The sequence below is a fragment of the Sphingobacterium thalpophilum genome (genome assembly GCF_038396785.1).
Taxonomy (GTDB): domain Bacteria; phylum Bacteroidota; class Bacteroidia; order Sphingobacteriales; family Sphingobacteriaceae; genus Sphingobacterium; species Sphingobacterium thalpophilum_A.
In genome coordinates, this window is sequence record NZ_CP151087.1 from 537,080 (window position 1) to 559,388 (window position 22,309).

At 39.1% G+C, this 22,309-nt stretch carries 24 protein-coding genes; 12 read left to right on the forward strand and 12 right to left on the reverse strand.

The window, feature by feature from the left end:
- Nucleotides 1-85 precede the first annotated feature (85 nt).
- Nucleotides 86-670 (reverse strand): TlpA disulfide reductase family protein, encoded by a 585-nt coding sequence (locus AACH28_RS02540; RefSeq protein WP_341832139.1) that lies wholly within the window; start codon nt 668-670, stop codon nt 86-88.
- A 261-nt stretch (nt 671-931) separates the two neighbouring features.
- Between AACH28_RS02540 and AACH28_RS02545 the strand changes: the two genes are divergently transcribed.
- Complete coding sequence (locus tag AACH28_RS02545) at nt 932-1,963, forward strand: retropepsin-like aspartic protease (RefSeq protein WP_341832140.1); 1,032 nt, start codon at nt 932-934, stop codon at nt 1,961-1,963.
- A gap of 110 nt (nt 1,964-2,073) precedes the next feature.
- On the opposite strand, the gene AACH28_RS02550 is transcribed toward AACH28_RS02545, so the two are convergent.
- The 3 genes from AACH28_RS02550 to AACH28_RS02560 all read right to left on the reverse strand — a co-directional run bounded on the left by AACH28_RS02550 (nt 2,074) and on the right by AACH28_RS02560 (nt 5,262).
- On the reverse strand, nt 2,074-2,295 hold the full coding sequence (locus AACH28_RS02550) for a cation transporter (protein WP_070564271.1): 222 nt from the start codon (nt 2,293-2,295) through the stop codon (nt 2,074-2,076).
- Nucleotides 2,296-2,437: 142 nt separating this feature from the next.
- On the reverse strand, nt 2,438-4,855 hold the full coding sequence (locus AACH28_RS02555; RefSeq protein WP_341832141.1) for a heavy metal translocating P-type ATPase: 2,418 nt from the start codon (nt 4,853-4,855) through the stop codon (nt 2,438-2,440).
- Between the two features lie 146 nt (nt 4,856-5,001).
- The gene (locus AACH28_RS02560) at nt 5,002-5,262 is read right to left on the reverse strand and encodes a hypothetical protein (RefSeq protein WP_139144941.1); all 261 of its coding nucleotides are present in this window, start codon (nt 5,260-5,262) and stop codon (nt 5,002-5,004) included.
- Between the two features lie 177 nt (nt 5,263-5,439).
- On the opposite strand from AACH28_RS02560, the gene AACH28_RS02565 reads away from it, so the two are divergent.
- From AACH28_RS02565 to AACH28_RS02585, 5 genes are all read left to right on the forward strand, one after another.
- Nucleotides 5,440-5,571, forward strand: a complete 132-nt coding sequence (locus AACH28_RS02565; protein ID WP_341832142.1) for a hypothetical protein — start codon at nt 5,440-5,442, stop codon at nt 5,569-5,571.
- Between the two features lie 145 nt (nt 5,572-5,716).
- Nucleotides 5,717-5,860, forward strand: a complete 144-nt coding sequence (locus AACH28_RS02570) for a hypothetical protein (RefSeq protein WP_341832143.1) — start codon at nt 5,717-5,719, stop codon at nt 5,858-5,860.
- 87 nt (nt 5,861-5,947) lie between these two features.
- Nucleotides 5,948-6,316, forward strand: coding sequence for a hypothetical protein (locus AACH28_RS02575; RefSeq protein WP_341832144.1), 369 nt, complete (start codon nt 5,948-5,950; stop codon nt 6,314-6,316).
- Between the two features lie 12 nt (nt 6,317-6,328).
- Nucleotides 6,329-6,523 (forward strand): hypothetical protein, encoded by a 195-nt coding sequence (locus AACH28_RS02580; protein ID WP_341832145.1) that lies wholly within the window; start codon nt 6,329-6,331, stop codon nt 6,521-6,523.
- 30 nt (nt 6,524-6,553) lie between these two features.
- The gene (locus AACH28_RS02585; RefSeq protein WP_341832146.1) at nt 6,554-9,439 is read left to right on the forward strand and encodes a lantibiotic dehydratase; all 2,886 of its coding nucleotides are present in this window, start codon (nt 6,554-6,556) and stop codon (nt 9,437-9,439) included.
- Here AACH28_RS02585 and AACH28_RS02590 read toward each other — a convergent pair.
- Both AACH28_RS02590 and AACH28_RS02595 read right to left on the reverse strand, forming a co-directional pair.
- Nucleotides 9,409-10,113: a LytTR family DNA-binding domain-containing protein gene (locus AACH28_RS02590; protein WP_341832147.1), complete on the reverse strand. Its 705-nt coding sequence runs from the start codon at nt 10,111-10,113 to the stop codon at nt 9,409-9,411. The genes AACH28_RS02585 and AACH28_RS02590 overlap by 31 nt on opposite strands.
- A gap of 28 nt (nt 10,114-10,141) precedes the next feature.
- Nucleotides 10,142-11,083 (reverse strand): histidine kinase, encoded by a 942-nt coding sequence (locus AACH28_RS02595; RefSeq protein WP_341832148.1) that lies wholly within the window; start codon nt 11,081-11,083, stop codon nt 10,142-10,144.
- 671 nt (nt 11,084-11,754) lie between these two features.
- Here AACH28_RS02595 and AACH28_RS02600 point away from each other — a divergent pair.
- The 3 genes from AACH28_RS02600 to AACH28_RS02610 all read left to right on the forward strand — a co-directional run bounded on the left by AACH28_RS02600 (nt 11,755) and on the right by AACH28_RS02610 (nt 14,352).
- On the forward strand, nt 11,755-12,207 hold the full coding sequence (locus tag AACH28_RS02600; RefSeq protein ID WP_341832149.1) for a DinB family protein: 453 nt from the start codon (nt 11,755-11,757) through the stop codon (nt 12,205-12,207).
- 182 nt (nt 12,208-12,389) lie between these two features.
- Nucleotides 12,390-12,860, forward strand: a complete 471-nt coding sequence (locus AACH28_RS02605; RefSeq protein ID WP_341832150.1) for an OsmC family protein — start codon at nt 12,390-12,392, stop codon at nt 12,858-12,860.
- Between the two features lie 265 nt (nt 12,861-13,125).
- Nucleotides 13,126-14,352 carry a TCR/Tet family MFS transporter gene (locus AACH28_RS02610; RefSeq protein WP_341832151.1) on the forward strand — a complete coding sequence of 409 codons (1,227 nt, stop codon included), beginning with the start codon at nt 13,126-13,128 and terminating at the stop codon, nt 14,350-14,352.
- 99 nt (nt 14,353-14,451) lie between these two features.
- On the opposite strand, the gene AACH28_RS02615 is transcribed toward AACH28_RS02610, so the two are convergent.
- From AACH28_RS02615 to AACH28_RS02625, 4 genes are all read right to left on the reverse strand, one after another.
- Nucleotides 14,452-15,021, reverse strand: a complete 570-nt coding sequence (locus AACH28_RS02615; RefSeq protein WP_341832152.1) for a Crp/Fnr family transcriptional regulator — start codon at nt 15,019-15,021, stop codon at nt 14,452-14,454.
- Between the two features lie 70 nt (nt 15,022-15,091).
- The gene (locus AACH28_RS25465; RefSeq protein WP_407073638.1) at nt 15,092-15,337 is read right to left on the reverse strand and encodes an SIP domain-containing protein; all 246 of its coding nucleotides are present in this window, start codon (nt 15,335-15,337) and stop codon (nt 15,092-15,094) included.
- Between the two features lie 345 nt (nt 15,338-15,682).
- The gene (locus AACH28_RS02620; RefSeq protein ID WP_341832153.1) at nt 15,683-16,609 is read right to left on the reverse strand and encodes an SRPBCC family protein; all 927 of its coding nucleotides are present in this window, start codon (nt 16,607-16,609) and stop codon (nt 15,683-15,685) included.
- Nucleotides 16,610-16,649: 40 nt separating this feature from the next.
- Entirely contained in the window at nt 16,650-16,964 is a 315-nt protein-coding gene (locus tag AACH28_RS02625) for an EthD family reductase (RefSeq protein ID WP_341832154.1), read from the reverse strand.
- Nucleotides 16,965-17,131: 167 nt separating this feature from the next.
- Between AACH28_RS02625 and AACH28_RS02630 the strand changes: the two genes are divergently transcribed.
- Together AACH28_RS02630 and AACH28_RS02635 are read left to right on the forward strand one after the other, a co-directional pair.
- Nucleotides 17,132-18,121 carry a helix-turn-helix domain-containing protein gene (locus AACH28_RS02630; RefSeq protein ID WP_341832155.1) on the forward strand — a complete coding sequence of 330 codons (990 nt, stop codon included), beginning with the start codon at nt 17,132-17,134 and terminating at the stop codon, nt 18,119-18,121.
- A 99-nt stretch (nt 18,122-18,220) separates the two neighbouring features.
- Nucleotides 18,221-18,388 (forward strand): hypothetical protein, encoded by a 168-nt coding sequence (locus AACH28_RS02635; RefSeq protein ID WP_341832156.1) that lies wholly within the window; start codon nt 18,221-18,223, stop codon nt 18,386-18,388.
- A gap of 62 nt (nt 18,389-18,450) precedes the next feature.
- Here AACH28_RS02635 and AACH28_RS02640 read toward each other — a convergent pair whose 3' ends face one another.
- Nucleotides 18,451-19,653 carry an MFS transporter gene (locus AACH28_RS02640; protein ID WP_341832157.1) on the reverse strand — a complete coding sequence of 401 codons (1,203 nt, stop codon included), beginning with the start codon at nt 19,651-19,653 and terminating at the stop codon, nt 18,451-18,453.
- A gap of 170 nt (nt 19,654-19,823) precedes the next feature.
- On the opposite strand from AACH28_RS02640, the gene AACH28_RS02645 reads away from it, so the two are divergent.
- Nucleotides 19,824-21,419: a sulfatase gene (locus tag AACH28_RS02645; RefSeq protein WP_341832158.1), complete on the forward strand. Its 1,596-nt coding sequence runs from the start codon at nt 19,824-19,826 to the stop codon at nt 21,417-21,419.
- 12 nt (nt 21,420-21,431) lie between these two features.
- On the opposite strand, the gene AACH28_RS02650 is transcribed toward AACH28_RS02645, so the two are convergent.
- Nucleotides 21,432-22,262 carry a GIY-YIG nuclease family protein gene (locus tag AACH28_RS02650; protein WP_341832159.1) on the reverse strand — a complete coding sequence of 277 codons (831 nt, stop codon included), beginning with the start codon at nt 22,260-22,262 and terminating at the stop codon, nt 21,432-21,434.
- Nucleotides 22,263-22,309: the final 47 nt, after the last annotated feature.

Below are 22,309 nucleotides of genomic sequence, written 5' to 3' on the forward strand. Positions count from 1 at the left end.
ATTAACTTGACACCGCGAAAATACTGTTTTTCTTTTCAAATTCTATTCTCCAGCTATAGAAAATAGTGATCACAACCTTCGAGCTTTAGCTACCGCTCGCGATATCCTCCAATGCTTTTTTTATCTCAGGGGCCCCATAGTCACGGCTTCCTTCCAGACGCTCTACGATCTTACCCGCTTTATCCAAGATAACCGTTGTTGGTATGGACTGTCCTAAGAATTCTGCAGGAATTTCACCCGCTGCTATGTAAAGTGGTAGATCATACTTGTTTTCGGCCATGAATGCTGAAGACTTTTCCATGTCGCCATCAATATCTACCATGAGAAAAACGATATCTTTATTATCTTTAAGCGATTGCCTAAGCTGGTCAATAGAAGGTAGTTCATGAATACATGGGGGACACCAGGTCGCCCAGAAATTAATAAACACGACCTTACCTTTTAAAGCACTTAATTGAAGAACCTTACCCTCTTTATCCTTAAAAGATAACTCCTGCGTTGTGGTTGCAGTGTCAGCAATAGCTTCAGCAGGTCCCTCTACCTTTTCGGCCTTGGCCTCATTTTTAGTGCCTGTGTTTCCACAGCCAAAAAATAAACTGGTCGATAAAGCCGCAAGACCAAAAAAAATAATTCCTTTATTATACCTAATATTCATCGTCTTCTGTTTCATTAAATTATGCTATTTACAAATATATTACTGTCCACCAATCGCGGAGACCTCGTCTATCCAATCCTTCTGGGAGAAATTTCTCAAAACATTAGCTAATTTAACCTTAATTATTCAAGACCACAAGTATTACACACAACTCCACAACATAAACCATTGATCAATAACAAAATAAGCAACAATAAAAAAAAAATAACAAGAACTTTTCCGACATTTAAGCGCGTGAACATATCGTTGATCAAAAGACAATTAATTGAATACACCATGAATCTCCCAGCAAATCATTTCAAAAAATGCGTATCAATATGTTTCCTGTTATTCATCACCATCCAGCTTAATTTCGGACAATCCAACTCAACTAAATTCAACAAACTATATCAGCTAATAGCATCAAAAGATTTCTTCACTGCCCGCGACCTGTTTAGGGTAAATAAACCTTTCTTAAACGCCAATGAGCAAGTTTTTATTTTGGCAATACTCGATAACGCCTTTAACAAACCCATCGCTTCAAACAAAAAAATAGCACTATTGAGCGCAGCAACAGAAGAATTACCCGACACACTGCGACTAAAATTATGGCGTGTTCAGGAAGATAATTTTGTCAAACTGAAAGATTACGCGGGGGCAAAACAGACAATCCAGAAAATCCTACTCGACTTCGATCCTTTGCTGTCAACAGATACAAGAGCGGATCTCAGAAACAATCTAAAAATCTGGTCAGCACTTGAACATGTGCGGCCACAGCTTATAGAGATCAACGCCGATACCCGTCTTAAAATGACGAAAGATAAAGCCGGGTTGAAGAATCTAACACTAACAGTCAACGGCGATACGGCAAGTTTTATATTTGATACCGGAGCAAACCTATCGACAGTCACAGAGTCCGTGGCCAAACGTCTTCATATCGATCTTATCCGTGCAGATATTGATGTAGACGCCGTTACCGGTGTTTCTATCAAAGCCGATTTGGCCGTTTGTAAACAATTAAAACTTGGTAGCATCAACATTTCAAACGCAATATTCCTGGTTTTCCCAGACAGCGCACTTTGTATCCCGCAAATTGGCTATCAGATCAATGGTATAATAGGCTTCCCTGTTATTGAAGCACTGCAAGAAGTACAGCTTACACAGGATGATTTTTTTATTGTGCCCAAGATACCTACAGTTTCATGGAAAGCATCAAATCTTGCAATAGATGGGTTATCACCGCTTATTGCCATTGACGGAAAGCACTATACTTTTGATACAGGAGCTGAAAAAACAATCCTTTATGCACCATTTATCCAATTTAATTAACAGAAAGCTAAGTTCGGTTTAGTCTCATCACAATACCCCATAAAAAACCCCTAAAGGTTGGAGAAAACTTTTAGGGTGTTTTTATGGGGTTCTATAGATTTATTGAACAATTAGGCGGAGCAGGCCGTGGCATTAAAGCCCTTCTTTTTGATAATTTCAATGATTTCTTCCTCCGAAACGCCTTCAGCTTTTACAGTCAGAATTTTGTCTGCATTTGTGGTGTCAACATTCCATTCATAGATACCGTCTACACTATCCAGATCAGCGCTTACTTTGGACACGCATCCCCCACAAGTAAGGTTTGTTTTAAATTGAAATTCTTTGCTTTCCATGTTATTTAATTTTAATGTTATTAATCTATTTAATTATCTATACAAATATCCCTTTAATTCGATGGGTTGTACTTACAGTTTTTCTATTTTGTTTTGCAATATTTACCGTTTAAGATGAGGTCTAGACCTCAACCATAGTTAGCTATTTTTTCCAGCGAAGTCGCAAGCTATTACTGACAACACTTACACTACTCAATGCCATTGCAGCTCCAGCTATCATCGGGTTTAAAAGGAAACCATTGAATGGATACAGAATACCTGCAGCGAGGGGAATCCCAATTAAATTATAAATAAACGCCCAGAACAAATTTTGTTTAATCGTCGCGACCGTTTGTTTCGAAAGTCGAATGGCCTGCGGTATCTTCGTCAAATCAGATGAAATAATTGTCATTTTTGCTACATCCATTGCAATATCACTTCCCTTCCCCATTGCAATACTGACATCGGCCGTTGCTAAGGCTGTACTGTCATTAATACCGTCCCCAACCATAGCGACCACCTGCCCTCTTTGCTGCAATTCTTTAACAAAATCAGCTTTGTGCTCTGGCAATACTTCCGCTTTGTAATGCTGAAGACCTGTTTCCGCGGCAATGGCCCTAGCCGTAGCCTCGTTGTCACCAGTCAGCATATATAGCTCAATGCCCATGGCCTGCATCTCCTTGATAGCACGCACAGAAGTTTCCTTAATCCGGTCCGCAATGGCTATTACCGCTAACGCAGTATGACTGTTGGCAAACCAGATCACTGTTTTGGATTGATTTTCCCACTGGGTGCCATGTTCCATCAAATCCGTCGGAATTGTAATCCCATTCTCATCCAACAACCTGCGATTACCTACAGAGTACGTTTCGATTCCATCACTGCCTTTAACACCTTTCCCAGTAATACTTTCGATAAAGGATATTGGAGTAGCTTTTACATCTTTAAAATACCCGACTACAGCTTCTGCCAATGGATGCTCTGACTGTTTCTCCAGGCTCAACAAGATACCTTTCAAACTATCCTCATCATTTTTCCAATAAAGGTCAGTGACCACAGGCTTTCCTTCCGTAATGGTGCCGGTTTTATCCAAAACAACTGTATTTACCTTTTTGGCCAGCTCCAGACTTTCCGCATCTTTAATTAAAATACCCTGCTCAGCTCCCTTACCCACTCCAACCATGATTGCTGTGGGAGTTGCTAAACCTAGTGCGCAAGGACAAGCAATAACCAAAACCGTTACTGCCGCCATTAAACCCTGTACCAGATGGTTTTCTCCACCTAAAGTAAACCACAGTAGAAAAGTTAAAATAGCAATACCAATGACAATAGGAACGAATACAGCAGCAATTCGATCGACCAGTTTTTGCACAGGGGCCTTGCTTCCTTGTGCATCCTGTACCATTTTAATGATTTGGGCAAGCATTGTTTCCCGGCCAACTTTTGTAGCTTTGAACTGAAAACTGCCCTTCTGGTTGATCGTCCCTGCAAATACCTGCTCATTGCCCATTTTTAAAACAGGGACCGGCTCTCCGCTTAACATACTTTCGTCAACATAGGAATTTCCGCTGATAACAACCCCATCAACGGCGATCTTCTCCCCTGGTTTCACCAGAATAATATCGCCAGTATTAACGGCTTCTATAGCGACCTGACGCTCTGTTCCATCCGATTGAATGACCATCACCGTCTTAGGCTGCAGGCCCATTAGCTTTTTAATGGCGGATGAGGTGTTACCTTTAGCCTTCTCTTCCAGTAGTTTACCCAATAAAATAAAAGCAATGACGACTGAGGCGGCCTCAAAATACACATGTGCATGCAAGCCACGCTGATGCCAAAATTCAGCAAAGAGCATATTAAACATACTAAAGATGTAGGCTATTCCCGTGCTTAACGCAACAAGCGTATCCATATTGGCCGAACGATGTTTTGCCTGTTTCCACGCGTTGACAAAAAAGTCCTTGCCCAGCCAAAGAACTACTGGCGTGGAAAACAGCCACATAATAGGATTTGCGTACGGCATATCCATAAAGAACATACCTATCACGACCACGGGAAGCGAAAGTATTACTGCCCATCGAGTTTTGATTTTAAGCTTACGGAATTTCTCGGCGTGAATAGCCTCCAACGTTTTCTGCTGAGTAGATTCATCTTCGATTAATAAATCATAGCCACCAGCCTGAACCGCTTTCTGGATTTTTAAATGATCCGTAATATTAGGCAAATACTCCACCGTAAGGTTTCCTGTTGCAAAATTTACAGACGCATTGACAACCCCTTGTTCATATTTCGCCATACTTTCAGCGCTACTGGCGCAGGAGGCACAAGTCATCCCAAGAACTGGAAATGTTTTGGTTAATGTAGAAACACCATAACCAAGATCTTTGATCGTTTTTACACTGCTAACAACGGCTTCACTATCCTTCGGTACGATAGCAGCTCTGTGGTTATTCAATTCCACCCGATAGCTCGCTAGGCCTTTAACTTGGGCTAGTCCTTTTTCGACAATTGATGCACAATGTTCGCTTTCAACATCTTCTAAAGGTAGATAAACCGTATCCTTATAAATATCTGTCGCCATAACTTATTGTTTAATTTTACACAACAAATTTGGCCACAAATAAGATTAAAGTCATTACACAATTAAGGAATTGATTTGTAAAATTTACTCGATAATAAAATACGAAAGGTCAAGCTCAATGGAAAAATCATATGGAGAACTCTTCTTTAGCTTTCAATTTTCTCAACAAAACCATAGATAATGTAATCACCCCGTTCTTCGAGTTTAATCTTTTCCATTCCACTCCAGCCGGATGCACTGGTATCTTCATCGATAAAATTTTGAATTCTGTCAAATGCGACACCGATCTTTGTTTTCCCATCTCCATAGATTTGATATCTCGCAGAGGTCTGCCAGCTTACTTTTTTTCTAAATAACCGTAAACCTTCTCTTTTCAAAAAACCATACATTTCATTAGATAAATTCATATTCTCATTTGTTTTACGCGCCCACACTACTCACCTATTTTTTTGGTAGATGCTTTTTTGGTTTAAGGAATTACCTCAAGCCCTCTCGTTGGTTTATCTATTTAAGCTACATGGCTTTAATGGCTAAAGAAATGGTTTTTTGATGCTAAAATAGACGAATCTAAGATAACGAACCAGATGGAATACTACAATGAAGCTACTGCTGTTTCATCGTACTCAAATGCTATTTCGTCGAATTTTCCAATAGCATACGATGGACCTTCTTTCAATGCTCATTATAATCTGGCAGACTATTCGAACAGCATCTAATACACGGCGAACAGAAATAGGAACAGGCGCTATTTTTTCGTCGAATAGATTCTTTAGTTCGTCCGATTCATTTTCAATTCTATCGATATTTTTCGTTGTTCTTTTCCATAGACAGCACATTTGTTTACAATTTAAACGTATAACTATGGAAAACATTGAAAATTTTTTAGCGGAGGATTTTGTATTGGATGTACAAACTGTCTGCGTGGTCGAACCGATCTCATTTTTTGATTTTGATGATATGGAACTGGTAACTATTAAGACAGTTGCATCTTCAAAAGTAATATAAAAGAGGATAATGCTGTGAAGGCGTTCTGGTAGGCGCCTTTACAGCAATCGTCTTTATTGACTACTAAATAAAAAAAGAACCGAGTATATGACTTCACCCAAGCTTAAATGTATTCTCATTGAGGATGAACCCCTGGCGACAAAAAAGATAGTTGAATACATTCACATGTTTCCAGATCTTCAATTGATAAAGATGGTTGAAGACATTGAAAATCCAGCATTATTTAGTCATGATCTAAAATCTGCAGACATCCTATTCCTCGATCTCATTGTTAGCGGCGGTAATATTAATACACTTGCCGAATTGATCGCTGATATTCCTATCCTGATCATTACGTCCGCTGTGTCACGCTGGCATTATCCGGAATTTATCAAAAACAGAAAGCATTTTGCGCTACAAAAACCAATTTCGCCCGAAATGTTTCAGTCCAGTATAAAACAAGTCATGCAATACTAGTCCTACTAATTCATGTCTTTATTCCACTTATCCGATTACTTTCTTCTGCGTACGCCGCTGCTTCCAGCTGCATTTGCCGTTGATCTTTTAACGATTAAAGAGAGACATGAAATAGAAGAGAAACTGCGTCATTTGTTTCAAAATGAGCAATTAAAAGAAGCCCTATTTCTGGCAAGCCCAGCCTTCTCGGTAGAAGTTCAAAAATAGCTTGAATACAAGAAAGAGAGCAGCTCAAAAATGATCGCTTCACTACTCAAATATGCGATTAGGATGAGCACCAGAAGTACGCCTTTCGGTTTATTCGCAGGGGTATCTTTTGGAAATATTGCCGTCTCCGAAAAAAAGGTATCGTTAGTTAGGACTAATGCGAATAAAGCTGTATTAAAACTGGACGCCACCATTTTGACAGGAATTATTGAACAGCTATCAAAAGACAAAAGAATTTACAGTCAACTCTATTATCGTATCAATCCGACCTTATACTTAGATGGTAAATATTACAAATATTATCAAAAAGTGAAAAATGGGAAGAAAGGACAGCATATCCTGAAACGCATAAGGCTTACCCCAGTTTTGGATCGAGTCATCCAATACTTTGAACGTAATAAGAGAACCAGCCACTATCAATCGTTAATCGATCTGCTGCAAGGTCTTGGAGCATCAACAACCCATGCGCCCCTATTCGTCAATAACCTCATCAGCCTTGGAATCATATCTTCTGAATTACAGCCCAATGTAATTGGCCGAGGTTATCTGGATAGCCTGATAACGACGCTTGAAAGAGTGGATAAGGCGGAAAATTATTTAAATCCTTTATTAACGATAAAAAGATGGCTTCATAGTTCTCAATCTATCATTGAGACCAGAACCGCCATCCTTAAATTATTGCAGCCTTTGGCTCCAGATCTCGATATGACCAATTCGTTACAGGGGGATCTCCTCATGGGGATGGAAGAAAATAATTTATCAGATACCGCATTAAATCACATAAGAGATCAATTTCAGGATTTACTACCACTTTGCAGCCAGGCTAAGTTAACAGATTTTGACCAGTTTAGAGCTGCGTTCTCTGTTAAATATGAAGATAGAATGGTCCCGCTAACGACAGCTCTAGACCCCGATATTGGGATTGGTTACGGACGTCAAGAAGGTGTTTACAATATAACGGATGAAATACTCGGGGATGTTAAAAACATCACTCCGACGGGCGAAAAAAAATATGGGGACCACCATTATCAAGATCTGGTCATTGAAAAATTTGTAGCAAGTGTAAAAAATCAATTCACCGAAATTCGGCTGACCGGCAAAGATCTAGATCATATCGCTAAACAGCGTAAACGAACAGTTCATACTATCCCTTCTTCATTCTATGCCATCGGCAATCTCCTTAGAAGTTCATATCAGGAAAATTTATTCTTCAATCTAGGTACTATTGGTGGTTCGTCATCAGGAAACTTAATTTCCAGATTTGCACATTTGGATGAAGAATTGCATAACAAATTAAAAGAATCGGCCAACAAAGAGCAACAGCAGTTTCCCAATGCAATACTTGCCGAGATTTGTCATTACCCAGACAATAATGCTGGTAATATAATTTATAGACCTGCGCTGCGAAAGACATCAATTTGTCTAAGCCCAACAATCGACGAAGAACAAGAGCAAATTGATGTTAATGACTTATACCTGTTCCTTAAAGAACAGCGTCTAATCTTGTGGTCCAAGAAATTCAATAAAATGGTTATCCCCCGTTTGACGACGGCCCACAATTTTGAACAAGGTATGAATATTTACAAGTTTCTCGCAGATTTTCAGTTCCAAAATAATAGGTTGGATCTTTCCTGGAATTGGGGAATTATGAAAGAGCAGCGGAGGCTCCCAAGAATAAGCTACAAAAATATTATCTTGTCTAGAGCCCAGTGGCGAATTCAAAAAATAGCGAAATACCCCAGCAACCCTCAGGCTTTCATAAAAAATATACAAGCGGAGTTAGCAATCCCTGCAATGGTCATCATCAGCAGCGGCGATAATGAACTGTTGATAAATTTAGACAATCCTTTTTGCATAGAAATCATATTGGATCATATGTGCAAAAGAGAGACCATATTAACCGAATATATCCTGAATGACTATTCATCAATAGCCAGGGATAAAGATGGACATATTTTTGCCAACGAAATCATTATTCCAATAGAATCACAACAGGAGACTTTCACAAATGAATCAGCTCCGCAAGACAATAACCTAAAAAGATGCTTCCCTTTGGGCAGTGAATGGCTTTACGCCAAGATCTATTGTGGTTTACATTTTGCAGACACCTTGTTAAAGGAAGTTTTCCCCATTATCGTAGCCACAATTAGTCAACAAAATGTCCTAAAAAAATGGTTTTTTATACGGTACAACGATCCATCGCCCCACATTAGGTTTAGAGTTGAGCTTTCAGATCCAAGCCAGTATTATTTCGTTATATCCACGCTTAATACCCTACTGGAACAGTTTATTAAAGATGGCCAGATATCAACGCTATCCTTTGACACTTATACACGGGAGATTGAACGCTATACCCCATTTTGTATGGAACTTAGTGAGGAGCTATTCTATCAACAGAGCGAAACGGTACTGAAGGTTATTCAACAAAGTACTTCAATCAATGATCGATGGCGCCTGGCTTTCGAAAATATTGAGTCGCTATTAGAAGCTGCAAAATTTACACTGATCGAGAAAAGAGATTTCTGCCTACAGATGAATACCCTTTATCAGCAAGAATTTGATAATAATAAAAACCTTTGGATTCATCTCAACAATAAGTTTAAAGAGAAAAAAGACTGGTTCGACAAACCTTTAGACAACCTAGAAGAATCGAAAAAGAAACTAAATGCACTTCAATACAGCATATTTAACACCTTACAGAGCCATAACGAGCAAGATGAATTCAAGTCGGCTCGGACATCGTTACTATCAAGCTACATTCATATGTTTATTAATCGATTGTTCATGTCTGATCAACGCTTACATGAACTTGCCGTTTACCACTTTATGCTTGGCTATTATAAAATGCAAATTGGGAAACAGAAAGAACGTATGAATCCGATAAATTATAAGAGTCCCATCTTCGCGAAAAGTTGATTACGATATTGTAAACCTATACCGAGTTCTGTCCCATTTTTCAGAATGACTTTACTTGCCTCAACACCCTTGATCTGTTTGATATTGACAATATAGGACCGGTGCATACGAGCAAACATATCCCAAGGCAGTTCTGCTTCCATATCTTTCATGGTAGACAGCAACGTTTGCATACCTTCTAACGTATAAATTTGAATGTAATCCCCCCAGGCTTTTAGATAGAAAATATCCGCCGGATCTATAAAAATAGTTTTGTTCCGATCCTTTATCTTAATAGCCTTTCTTTCACCCTGTGGGCCCCTTCTAGAAAACAAAATTGCCTTTTGGACTTTTTCAATTGCCTTGATCAAGCGCTCTTCCGTCAGGAGTGGCTTTAAGATATAATCGATCACATCCAGCTCAAATCCATCGACCGCATACTCATAATGCCCAGTTATAAAAACAACAAATGGTGGATGAGCAAGTCCTTTGAGAAAGGTAATTCCGTCCATTTCAGGCATATCTATATCCGACAAAATGAGATCTACCTCGTGCTGCCTTAAAATGTCAATTGCTTGCAATGGGCTCTCGAATACACCCAATACTTCGATCAGGCCTAATTTGGAAACTAATTTCTCCAGGCGACCTCTCGCAATAGGCTCATCTTCAATAAGGATAGTTTTAATTCCATTCATAAGTACTTCGCAACCCGTTGCTTTGGTGCTACGGCTCTGTTTCCGAATGTAAAGTTACAACAAGATTAACACTAAATACACCCTCCTGCGACTTTATTTCCAAATTGTGATTATGAGGATAATGAAGTTCCAGTCGTTTTTTTACATTTTCTATCCCTAATCCGCCGATATAATTTTCTGGTTTTGAAAGTTCTCTATACGCATTAGCCACGTGCATATATACCGTATCATCCTTCACCTTAATGTCTATGGATATCCATCCCGCCGAAGAACTTAGCCGAGGGCCGTGTTTGAATGCATTTTCTACAAACGGAAAAAAGATCAAAGGAACCATCATGCAGTTTTCGTCATCAGCTGCTAAATTTAGACTGATCTGCACGGTCTCGCTATAGCGTAACTTTTCCAATTCAACATAATCTTTTAGCAATTGAAATTCGCGACTAATTTCTATCCTGGGTTGATTACTTTCATGCAGTAAATACACCATAATACTACTTAAACGCATCATATTTTCGCCGCCTCTTTCATCATGATCGGATACCAGCACATAGATACTATAAAGTGTATTAAGTAAAAAATGTGGGTTAATCTGGTATTTTAGAAAGGCAAGTTCCAACTGGACATTGTTCAATTCCAGTGCTGAATTTTTCAATTCGAGTTTCATTTTTGAATTTCTGACAGACATAAATGCCTGTACAATTTTTACAGTCAATGGCAGCGCCACCAAAAAAATAAAATCCAACAAATAATCGCTAATGGAAGAAAGACGAAAAGCACCAAAGATTCCTTGACTTAATATTATTTCAAGATAGCTTGACAGGCGAACATCTGGTGTTAGATATTTCAACGTTAATAGGGCAGCAAAGTAACTTAGAAACGACCACCAGGCGTAAATAAACAACAACCATAATATACATAATACAAACTTCCCTGGAATAAACCACCGCGGAATGATGATATATGCTGTCACATAAAATATTGTCAACAAAGAAAAGACGTCCTTTACAAACAAAATCCAGGAATTATCAATATCTATCCGCTGATAGGAAATGAATTGCATTCCCAAAACCAAAAACCAAAAACCAAAAACACAAATGAAGAATAATACGTTTCCCCGTATTGTAATTTTGGAAAAACCTGTTCATAGATAGCATACTTTTCAATAATATCAGTCTAATATAATGATATCCTTTAGTTTGTGGTAGTCTGACTTTTCAAGTGATAACGCAAAAAGACATTTCTGCGACAAAAAACAACAACCTTTAACGCTAACAATCTGAATATATCCCTATTAGGATCTGAGCAAATCAAAAAAACAGAAATACGCACAAAACAATAAAATTGTAACAAATATATTGCTTTAAAATGAATATGATTTTTAGCGTGCCCGCAACAGCTCGTTCATCCAGCAAATAAAGTAATTTGCTATATTATCAATATAGAAAAGCGTTATCTATAATTTCAATTTAGTTGGTAATTTTCAAAACTTACCTAATAAGGTAAATATAATGCGTAGCAATCACTAAAATATTTATTTACAAACATAAGTTGTCCATAAATGAACGATTGGTGGGGTTTGCAAAAAATTATTGCGATCTTCCGTATATTTAATTTTATAGAACCCACATAAACAACAATTAGATGTCAACTACTTTTATGCAGCTTTGGTTATATAATAACTGGGCCAATACAGCACTACTGGATAAACTGAAAAGTGAAGGCGAAAAAGTACCTCATTCTTGCAAACGGCTCTTTAGCCATATTGTCAATGCTCAGATTATTTGGTTAAGTCGATTAACTGGTGAAAAACCGCCTGTTGGTGTTTGGGATGAGCACAGTATCATTGATTGCCAAAGGTATCACGATTTAGCTTCAGAAGGATTTGGGCAGCAGATTCAGCGCAGAAATGATATGGACGATGAAATTGTCAATTATACAAACACACAGCATCAGGATTTTCATAATAAGGCCAACGACATTCTGTTACACGTCTTTAATCATGGCACCTATCACAGAGCGCAAATAGCAAGCGAAATGCGAAAAAATGGGATTGAGCCTATCAACACAGATTATATCACTTTTGTTCGCACATAACAGTACTGTAATCAGACGCTACTGTAGTCTGATTACAAACAAAGTAGTTTATTGAACCGCCGATTTGTTCCAAATGATAAATATAAAATTTTGATCTAGTCAATTCGACCTATCCTACACATCCTGTAATTGGCGGACTAGACCTTCTATAATATTGGAGAATACCTTAAATTTGAAACATAATGAGTTACAAACATATCTTTAAAGCGTCCTTAACTTGGAACCATCCTGAACAGCCAAGTGCTATGGGTTCAAAAATTTATACAAAGAGCCATCACATCGCGATCGAAGGGAAAGCTGACCTGCAAGTTTCCGCAGCAAAAGCATTCAAGGGTGACCCCGCATTGTACAATCCGGAAGATTTGCTACTTAGCAGCCTGATTTCTTGCCACATGATGTCCTATTTATACGTCTGCTCGAAAAATAGCATCGAGGTTTTATCCTATACGGACAATGCTATCGCTACCCTTGAAACGGATGGAGATGGAAGTGGTCGTTTTACAGAAGTTACATTACACCCCGAGGTTCTCATCACAAATGAATTCCAGATAGAGCTTGCTTTATCGCTACATGCCCAAGCAAATAAACTGTGCTTTATTGCGAATTCATGTAATTTCGATATACAACACCGTCCCAAATGTAAAGCCATCTAGTCAAAAAAAAGCCGGCACTTTTACGATGTGGGATTGCCCATCAATCATGTAAACACACGAAAAAAACTAGTATCCTCTACTATAGCAGCATAACGTACAAACACGTATTGAATGCTTCTCAACAAAAATGGGATTAGCATAGAACTTATTGAAAGAAAAAAGCCCCCTAATATCGGTTTGTTAACACAACCGAAAATATAACACGCAGCACAAATTAGTAATTAAATAACAAACAAGTTTTTAAGGATTTCATTACTTTTGAATCATGATGGAAAATTCCAAGAAAAAAGCAGCAATCGGATTCATATTTATTACACTACTAATCGATATTACGGGTTGGGGAATCATTATTCCCGTTGTTCCAAAACTTATCGAGGAATTGATTCATAGCGATGTCAGTGAAGCTGCAAAATATGGCGGCTGGCTTGGCTTTGCCTACGCTTTCACACAATTCATCTGTTCTCCCGTCGTTGGTAACCTCAGTGATAAATATGGCAGAAGGCCAATTATTTTGATCTCACTTTTTGGGTTTGCTGTAGACTACATCTTTCTTGCCCTCGCGCCAACTATAGGTTGGTTATTCTTAGGACGCGTCATCGCCGGATTGACAGGTGCCAGTTTTACAACAGCAAGTGCATATATTGCCGATATATCTACAGATGAAGATCGGGCAAAGAACTTTGGCTTGATAGGCGCTGCATTTGGTCTAGGCTTTATCATTGGCCCAGTTATCGGCGGTCTACTCGGTCACTATGGTGCCAGGGTTCCCTTTTATGCGGCCGCAGGACTGTGTATGCTAAACTTCCTGTATGGCTATTTTATCTTACCTGAGAGCTTAGATAAAGAAAAACGTAGAGCTTTTGAATGGAAACGCGCAAATCCAATTGGATCCTTTAAGTTTCTTGGAAAACATCCAGAAATATCCGGATTAATCGTTGCCTTAATTTTAATCTATATCGCAGGCCATGCAGTTCAAAGTAACTGGAACTTCTTCACCATGTATAAATTCGACTGGACAGAAAGAATGGTGGGTATCTCATTAGGTGTTATTGGATTATTGATTGGATTGGTTCAGGGTGTTTTAATTCGATGGACAACACCCAAACTTGGTGAACAAAAAAGCATTTTCTATGGATTGACCCTGTATGCCATTGGACTACTGTTATTCTCATTTGCAAGCGAAGGATGGATGATGTTCGTCTTCCTTATCCCCTATTGCTTGGGTGGTATTTGTGGACCAGCTCTTCAGTCTGTTATTACCAAAAATGTCCCCTCAAACGAACAGGGTGAACTTCAAGGTGCACTAACGAGCTTAATGAGTGCAACATCGATTATTGGTCCACCAATGATGACAAACCTATTTTATTATTTCACCCATGACAAAGCACCATTTAAATTTTCTGGCGCGCCGTTTTTCTTAGCTTTTATCCTGATGACGATTAGTGTGATCATTGTCTATAATACTTCTCGCAAAAGAGAAATCAGCAAATAAATCTTTAAACCTGATTGATCAGTCTGCACTATTTTCATCTATCTTCCTCTGAAACTCAACTGGCCTATGCATCGAAGAACTGCATAGGCCAGTTGAGTTTTAGAGCTTTGACTTTAAACGGCTCAAGGTCTCCTGTGAAATATTCAGATAGGAAGCAACTATTTTATTGGATAGCCTTCTGACAACCATTGGATTTTCATCCAACAATAAACGATATTTTTCAAGGGCATCTTGCATTAAAAATGACATCAGACGCTTTGTATTTGTTACATAGGCAATTTCCAAATAGATACGGTAGAACTTCTCCCATTGTGGAATAAGGTCCAACAAATGATAAAAATCCTTATGATTGATATAGTAGATTTCAGTAGGTTCCAAAGCCTGAATAAATTCTTCGGACTCTTCTCCTGTAATAAAACTGACTAATGCGGTTGCAAACTGATTCTCAAAGGCAAAGTAGCGTGTTGCTTCTTGTCCAGACTCATTAATAAAAAAAATACGTAAACACCCCTTGGTCACGAAAAATGAGCGTTGGCTTATCTCACCATTGGCCAACAAAAACTCATTTTTCTTTAGCTTTAAAGGTTTAAAATATGAGCGTATTAGATGTAATTCATCTTCCGTTACCGTAATTTTACTCGTGATATAGGATATCAATGGCTCATCCATTTTAATTACTGTTCTAAATTAATTTCCTGCAAAACTAATAAAATTAGATTAACAGTAACTAATTCAAGAACTAGATCGGCTCATTTAAATTCATAAGTTCACTTTCTGCATGCCCCGCTCTCCAGTATGCGCAGGCATATAGGTCGTGTGAAGTTCTCCCTTTTTCCTCCCGAAAGTGATGCCGTAATTCTTTCACAATGGCATACTCCGCAGCAATAATGATATAACTCGATTGATCATCCGCCCTAAAGTCGGCTTTCTTAACATATTCAGCGAGATTACTCCCTTGTTCTGGTGTCTGATTATAAATAGCTATATCGGATTAATAGCTGGTGTAATCTTAATTGACCTGGGTTTACAATCAATGCATATCAGCAATCAATCTGCTTTCTTTGCCTTAAATCTAGGGGCAACCAACCGACTAAATACAGTCTATATGTTTAGTTACTTTGCGGGTGGATGATTGGGTAGTTACTTGGCCTCGCTCGCCTGGAAATACTTTCAATGGAATGGCGTGATATTGACAGGCTTTTGTTGTACACTACTGGTTCTCATCATCCATATCTGCTACGACAGACGGCCAAAAAACTTTTCTTAGTGGTGCCGAGCTATTGCGATAGTCTCATTTTATACCAAAATACACTATGCCCCTTCGGGAATTTTATACATTAAATTCGGGATAAGGAAAACCCTTTCCTTTTTCACAGAAAAATTTTAAACTCCGGAAAAATAGCGCCCAATCAAAACTGCAGGAAGCAAATTCCGCACTATAATTTGCCCAGCCATCATGGTGAAACAGCAGCATACATCCCTTTTGCTGAGGTTCAAGTTCAAAGGTCAGTGTTGTTCCAATCCATTCCTCAAATGCCTTAACACAGCGCCACTCGACCCTGGAATAAGGCTTTAGCGAAATAACTTCCATATTTTTAAAATAGCTGGGACCAAATCCAAAGCGCAGGATCGCACCAATCTCCGGCTTTGCCTTCGTATCTGGTGTCCACCAGCCTGCTAGTCCTTCCGCCGTTGTAAGCGCCTTGTAAACAGTCTCTACAGGAGTTTCAATCAACAGTCTATGGTAGATACTTTTTGTCCCAGGATCATGTGGTATGCGATTCTCTTCCATAGCCCCCAGCGCTATTTCCTCCTTTGGAGTAGGCTGTCCCAGCCCCATTAAAATCAATTGTCTTAGGCTGTCCATTATATAATACGTCCAGGCATCATGACATACCTGATAACATTCCATCTGGGAATTAAGCCCACGATGAGTGAAATGTAATGTAGTTGTACCCGCATCTTCCACAATATCGAAGATAATGGAACTATTAGTCCATTCCCGTTCATCCTGGGTGAATTTAAAATAGTTTTCGAGGACCTGCCAGACTACTTTACGATCTGTTTCCATCGTTTCTATCCGTATTCGACAACGATGTACGTCCTGATAATGATATATAAACTCATCATGCAAAGCAGCGGTTGGCCCTTCAATATTTTGAGACCACCATCCGCGGACATTATTGATTGCTTCAAATACGCGTTTAGCACCTGCTTCAACGGTAATGCTTATTTTAAAATCGTCCTTTTTCATCATTCATCGTATTTTATAACGTTAACTCATACTTCTTATATTCCTATACCTCAATCGAATCAAATATGTAAATCTGAACATCATGAACATGAGGTGCCAAGATTCTCCGGTCAACTGCACAAGCCTTTCCTTGTTCAGACGCAAATGCTATTTTAATCGCTGCTAAACTTTCAAAATATAAAGTTCCAATACAATACACATCGTCGTGTCCAGTCGTAGACATAATTCCACCTTTGGCCACTTCATAACGAATAAGTCCCGGAAGCGTTTTTGCCAAGGGAATATGTATCTCAAAATAGTGATTGTCAAAAAACTCCCTATTCGTAGGAGTCTTGTATATTGCGATCATTCGTACCATCTTGTGGTATTAATTTAAATTTATAGATCAAATATAGCGGACTTCAAAACACAAAAAGGGGTGTAAAATAGACATTCTCAGCGGTTGATTTAGACAAGTCGTTTCGGTATATTTGAATAGCATCAAATAAGCGTATTATCGTTTATTCAATCTTATAAACTTTCAACATGAAACATCTAACGATTTTAGTTCCAGACAGTCAGACAGGCCCTAATACCATATCGTGCATTGTTGGAACATACCATGTATTCACAGAAGCGAACCGCTATTACGATCAACTGAACAGGGAACCTATATTTAATATAGAATTGGCAGGAGTTTCCAAACAGAGTAACTTTGTTAATGGATTATTAACGGTCATGACGCAGAAAGATATCGCTACAATTCAAAAGACCGACCTCATTATTGTACCCGCTGTCATTTCCAATTTTAGTGCGATAGAAGCTGGTAATAGCATGCTCTCAGCATGGATATTAGACCATTATACCAAGGGAGCAAATGTTGCAAGCATTTGTACCGGCGCATATCTGCTCGCATCCACGGGGCTTCTGGATAACAAAAACTGCTCTATCCACTGGAAATCAGCGGCCAATTTTCATAAGCTCTTTCCAAATTTCAACTTAAAAACAGAACAAATTATTACTGATGAGCAAGGAATCAATACCAATGGTGGCGGTTATTCCTTCCTTAATCTCCTCCTTTACCTGGTCGAAAAGTTCTACGACAGACAGACGGCTATTTATTGCTCCAAAATATTTCAAATTGATATTGCCAGACAAACACAGTCCGATTTTATGATCTTTAATGGTCAAAAATCACATGGAGATGAAATGGTCATGCGTGCACAGGACTATCTCGAGAATAACTTTTCAGAAAAAATTTCCATGGAGAAATTATCTGAAAAATTCACTGTCGGACGTCGGAATTTCGACCGTAGATTTATTAAGGCGACAGGCAATACGCCCGTGGAATATCTTCAACGGATAAAAGTAGAATCGGCAAAAAAAGAGTTGGAAAGCTCGAGGAAAACGGTAAATGAAGTGATGTACACTATTGGATATACAGACATCAAGGCTTTTCGCGAGATATTCCGTCGGTTTACAGGACTCTCTCCCCTTGAATATAAAAACAAGTACAATAAAGCAGCAATAAAATAGTACCAAACACTCTGCGGCTATTATCTTCCTTCTTTGGGAGAAGGCCTTATTGTTGCCAATGAACAAGCTGCAGGAATGGCATTGTTAAAAATGTATTTAATGCAAAATTCCAAAGTTGTGCTGCCGAAAGAGAATACAGCTGCCGTTTCCTTTCTATTGAACCAAGGATATCCAATAAAACGCCAGGCCAAGCGCATGTACCTGGGTGAAAATATCGATGTTAAATTTCAGTCCATCTTCAATAGAATTGGTGGAAATCTAGGGTAACACCAATTCTATACGTTATATTTTTAAAACCGATAGCAAATTTCATGACAACATAATGGACGCTACGAAAGCTGACCTACCGCATCCTCAAGAACCTTTTTGGCAACTACAGCCGGTTGCTTTTTGCTTCGTTGGATATAACATAAGGAAATTACGATTCCTAAAGCGGCCATAACCGCACCAACCAAGGCCGGAGAAGCATAACCATAGCCTTGATTAATGGGTACACCACCTAAAAAGGCACCCAATGCATTTGCAATATTAAAACAAGCAGGTCCTAAAGAAGCAACCAACATTTCAGCATCACTTTTTACCGAGTTAAGCAATAATAAGGTTAACGAAGGTACCAGCGCAAAAGTTGTGACTCCGGTTAAAAAAGTCATCACCAAGGATACCCAAACGTTGTCAGACAGCCCGTAAATAACCAACATACATAAAATCTGAACCACCAGTACGGCTACAACCACCTTTGTTGAAGAAAAAGCGTCCGTCAACTTCCCTCCGATCAAATTCCCAACAAACATACCTAATCCAGCCAGGACCATAATATAAGGCAGGTATTTATCAGCAATACCAGACACTTCAGTCATCAGCGGGGCTATATAACTTATCCAGGCAAACAACGCTCCTGGAGCTACTGAAAATAACAAAACCATAAACCATACATTCACATTCCGAAAAATGCCAAAGTCCTTCCAAGGATTATTTTTAGGTGCTGCTTTCATCTTAGGCATCCACAACTTTAAGGCTAACATGGTCAAAATACCGACGATAACAATCAATAGAAAAGTATAACGCCATGAAAAATGATGTCCAATATAGGTCCCCAATGGAACCCCAAATAAATTGGCAACTGTCAATCCGGAAAACATCGTCGCTACAGCCTGCGCTTCTTTACCAGGATCGGCCAATCGACTGGCAATAACAGACCCTACTCCGAAGAAAGCGCCATGTGGCAATCCCGAAATAAAACGCGAGACTAATAAAAGACCATAGTTTGGAGCAACCACAGACAGTCCATTAAATAGGGTAAACAATCCCATGAGGATAATCAAAGTCTTAAGTGGCGAGAATCGATTCATAAAAACCACCAACAGTGGGGCACCGATAACTACACCTAAGGCATAAGCTGTAATGAGATAACCAGCTTCCGGAATTGAAACTTGCAAACTTTCGGCAACGTCCGGTAGCATCCCCATCATACTAAATTCGGTAATTCCTATCCCTAATCCCCCCAGTGCAAGTGCTAATAAACTCTTCTTCATATATAAGTGAAATTATTAATAATGCAAATTTCTATCAGAATAATTTAATAAACAAATCATTTAAATAGTACAACCTATCATTAAACTAATAGCACCGTCTTTGTCTCAATGAAAACACCTATATTAGCCTGAGGTAAAGTCGTTCAGCATAATACATTCAAACCTTAACCATGAAACTGCATCATTATATACTTACTTTCACCTTGTACACCCTTGTACCTTTTTGGGCGTTGGCCCAAAAAGGCCATGCAAAAAAGCATCCAAATATTGTATATATCATGAGTGATGATCATGGTTATCAAGCGATAAGCGCTTATGGTTACGGACTGAATGAAACGCCCAATATTGACAGATTAGCAAAAGAAGGTGCCATTTTCACATGTGCGACCGTGACAAATTCCTTATGTGCGCCCAGTCGGGCTGTACTCCTCACTGGGAAGCACAGTTATATGAATGGGAAAATTGATAATGAGGCAAAATTCAATTGGAATCAGGACAACTTTGCCAAGATTCTCCAAAAAAACGGGTATCAAACGGCATTAATCGGTAAAATCCATATGGATGGCCTACCCCAGGGATTTAACCACTCAGCGGTACTTATTGACCAAGGCGAATATTATAATCCAAACTTTATTATCAATGGTGTAAAACAACAAATACAAGGCTATGTATCGGATCTTACCACCGATATGACCCTAGATTGGATCGCTAAAAGAGATACCAGCAAACCTTTCTGTGTGCTCTATCATCAAAAAGCGCCACACCGAGAATGGCTACCGGCTTTGCGACATCTTCAACAATATACGTCAAAAACCTACAAAGAACCGAATAATCTATTCGACACCTACGAAGGAAGAGGAACTGCTGCTAAAACCGCTGAAATGAATATCCTTAAACACATGAACTGGGCTGGTGACAACAAGATACCTCCTGCGCTAATGGATGAATTGGGACTAAAAGAATATCTATCCTGGGATAAAGCTGCCTTCAATGGAAACCTAGGAAGAATGACTGCAGCGCAGCGCGCAACATGGGATTCCATCTACAACCCAATCATGGCAGATTTTAAGATGAAATATCGCAACATGTCCAAAGAAGACCTGATGCGCTGGCGATATCAACGCTATATGCAGGATTATCTGGGTACCGTTGCTGCGGTGGACGAAGGTGTCGGACGTCTATTGGAATTTTTGAAAGACAATGGACTCGACGAAAATACAATTGTCATTTACACCTCAGACCAAGGGTTCTATCTGGGTGAACATGGTTGGTTTGACAAGCGTTTTATGTATGAAGAATCGCTCCGAACCCCCTTATTGATCCGCTATCCAGCAGAAATTAAAGCTGGCCAATCCTCAAAAGCACTTGTTCAGAATCTTGATTTTGCCCCCACAATCCTAGATTATGCAGGACTTGCAATCCCGAAAGATATGCAGGGAAAATCTTTTCGTGGTCTACTCAATGGAAAAGAAACACAATGGCGCGATGCCGTATATTACACCTATTATGAGTACCCTTCCATTCATATGGTAAAACGACACTATGGAATTCGTACCGAAAGGTACAAACTGATCCATTTCTATTATGACAAAGATGAGTGGGAATTATACGATCTAGAGAACGATCCACAGGAAATGCAGAATGTATACAATGTACAAGCATACCAAAAGATACGTGAAGAAATGCATCATAAACTGGACGAAGCCCGAGCCTACTATAAAGATTCCGATGAGAACGACAAAAAGTTCTTACCGACGGTAAAATAATAATTTACTGGCTTAGTAGACCAGTAAATTATTGTTGTTAAAAACCGAAACAGGGTTGAGTTTGAAGTAACGTCTCAAGATACGTCTAACGTCTCTGTTTTCCGCTTTGAAGATGATGGCTTCTCGCTTTTTCTTTTCGCTATATACACGCTTATTGCAGTAGCCAAATCCTTTATACCGACCATCCAACAAGTAAACAAGTCCCTTTTCTTTGGGATTACGTCCTAAGAGCTCCAAAAATATCTCGCCCATCGGAAGCTCCGAAGAGGCTACAAATTCCTGCACTCTTCGATTATAGTCTTCTGGAAGCTCCTGCCCAATACATGCCCCTTTGCAGGTCTTCAACATATATTGAAAACAATGTTTCGTATACGTCTGTAATTTGTTTATTTTTTGGCAGAGCTGATAAACTTCCACAATATTGAATAATTGCTCGCGCCCCTCTTGGTAACTCGAAAAGGTCATCAGCTCTTCTCGCTCGGGATCAAGCGCCTCAACTTGAAGAACTTGATAGCCCGATGGGTTCACTGCTAGATAAAGGCCAAATCCGTAGTAGGTTCGACGCTGCGCCCGATTATAATAGGGTTGATATTTTTTGATCAGGTCAGATTCATGCAATAGCGCTAGTAATTCATGACCTGTCAGTTCAAATCCAACTCTGCAGGCTGCTCCTTGGATTTTGCGTTCCTTAAAATCTGTGCTTCTAAAATGCTGCAATAACCTATTTCTAATATCGATACTCTTGCCGACATAAATTAGCACGTCATGCTTATCATAAATATAATATACGCCGACTGCAGAGGGTACTCCTTCAAGCAATTCGGCAATTTGCTCTTTCGTCATCACTTTAACTCCAGGTAATACCTTACAAAGGTAATTTAAAAAATAGG

Coding starts and splice junctions, on each gene's coding strand:
- AACH28_RS02545 (WP_341832140.1), top strand. CDS start 932: ATGAATCTCCCAGCAAATCATTTCAAAAAATGCGTATCAATATGTTTC.
- AACH28_RS02565 (WP_341832142.1), top strand. CDS start 5,440: ATGGAATACTACAATGAAGCTACTGCTGTTTCATCGTACTCAAATGCT.
- AACH28_RS02635 (WP_341832156.1), top strand. CDS start 18,221: ATGCAAAATTCCAAAGTTGTGCTGCCGAAAGAGAATACAGCTGCCGTT.
- AACH28_RS02555 (WP_341832141.1), bottom strand. CDS start 4,855: ATGGCGACAGATATTTATAAGGATACGGTTTATCTACCTTTAGAAGAT.
- AACH28_RS02630 (WP_341832155.1), top strand. CDS start 17,132: ATGAAACATCTAACGATTTTAGTTCCAGACAGTCAGACAGGCCCTAAT.
- AACH28_RS02605 (WP_341832150.1), top strand. CDS start 12,390: ATGAGTTACAAACATATCTTTAAAGCGTCCTTAACTTGGAACCATCCT.
- AACH28_RS02625 (WP_341832154.1), bottom strand. CDS start 16,964: ATGGTACGAATGATCGCAATATACAAGACTCCTACGAATAGGGAGTTT.
- AACH28_RS02540 (WP_341832139.1), bottom strand. CDS start 670: ATGAAACAGAAGACGATGAATATTAGGTATAATAAAGGAATTATTTTT.
- AACH28_RS02600 (WP_341832149.1), top strand. CDS start 11,755: ATGTCAACTACTTTTATGCAGCTTTGGTTATATAATAACTGGGCCAAT.
- AACH28_RS02550 (WP_070564271.1), bottom strand. CDS start 2,295: ATGGAAAGCAAAGAATTTCAATTTAAAACAAACCTTACTTGTGGGGGA.
- AACH28_RS02570 (WP_341832143.1), top strand. CDS start 5,717: ATGGAAAACATTGAAAATTTTTTAGCGGAGGATTTTGTATTGGATGTA.
- AACH28_RS02580 (WP_341832145.1), top strand. CDS start 6,329: ATGTCTTTATTCCACTTATCCGATTACTTTCTTCTGCGTACGCCGCTG.
- AACH28_RS02590 (WP_341832147.1), bottom strand. CDS start 10,113: ATGAATGGAATTAAAACTATCCTTATTGAAGATGAGCCTATTGCGAGA.
- AACH28_RS02560 (WP_139144941.1), bottom strand. CDS start 5,262: ATGAATTTATCTAATGAAATGTATGGTTTTTTGAAAAGAGAAGGTTTA.
- AACH28_RS02650 (WP_341832159.1), bottom strand. CDS start 22,262: ATGACGAAAGAGCAAATTGCCGAATTGCTTGAAGGAGTACCCTCTGCA.
- AACH28_RS02640 (WP_341832157.1), bottom strand. CDS start 19,653: ATGAAGAAGAGTTTATTAGCACTTGCACTGGGGGGATTAGGGATAGGA.
- AACH28_RS02645 (WP_341832158.1), top strand. CDS start 19,824: ATGAAACTGCATCATTATATACTTACTTTCACCTTGTACACCCTTGTA.
- AACH28_RS02585 (WP_341832146.1), top strand. CDS start 6,554: ATGATCGCTTCACTACTCAAATATGCGATTAGGATGAGCACCAGAAGT.
- AACH28_RS02615 (WP_341832152.1), bottom strand. CDS start 15,021: ATGGATGAGCCATTGATATCCTATATCACGAGTAAAATTACGGTAACG.
- AACH28_RS02575 (WP_341832144.1), top strand. CDS start 5,948: ATGACTTCACCCAAGCTTAAATGTATTCTCATTGAGGATGAACCCCTG.
- AACH28_RS02610 (WP_341832151.1), top strand. CDS start 13,126: ATGATGGAAAATTCCAAGAAAAAAGCAGCAATCGGATTCATATTTATT.
- AACH28_RS02620 (WP_341832153.1), bottom strand. CDS start 16,609: ATGATGAAAAAGGACGATTTTAAAATAAGCATTACCGTTGAAGCAGGT.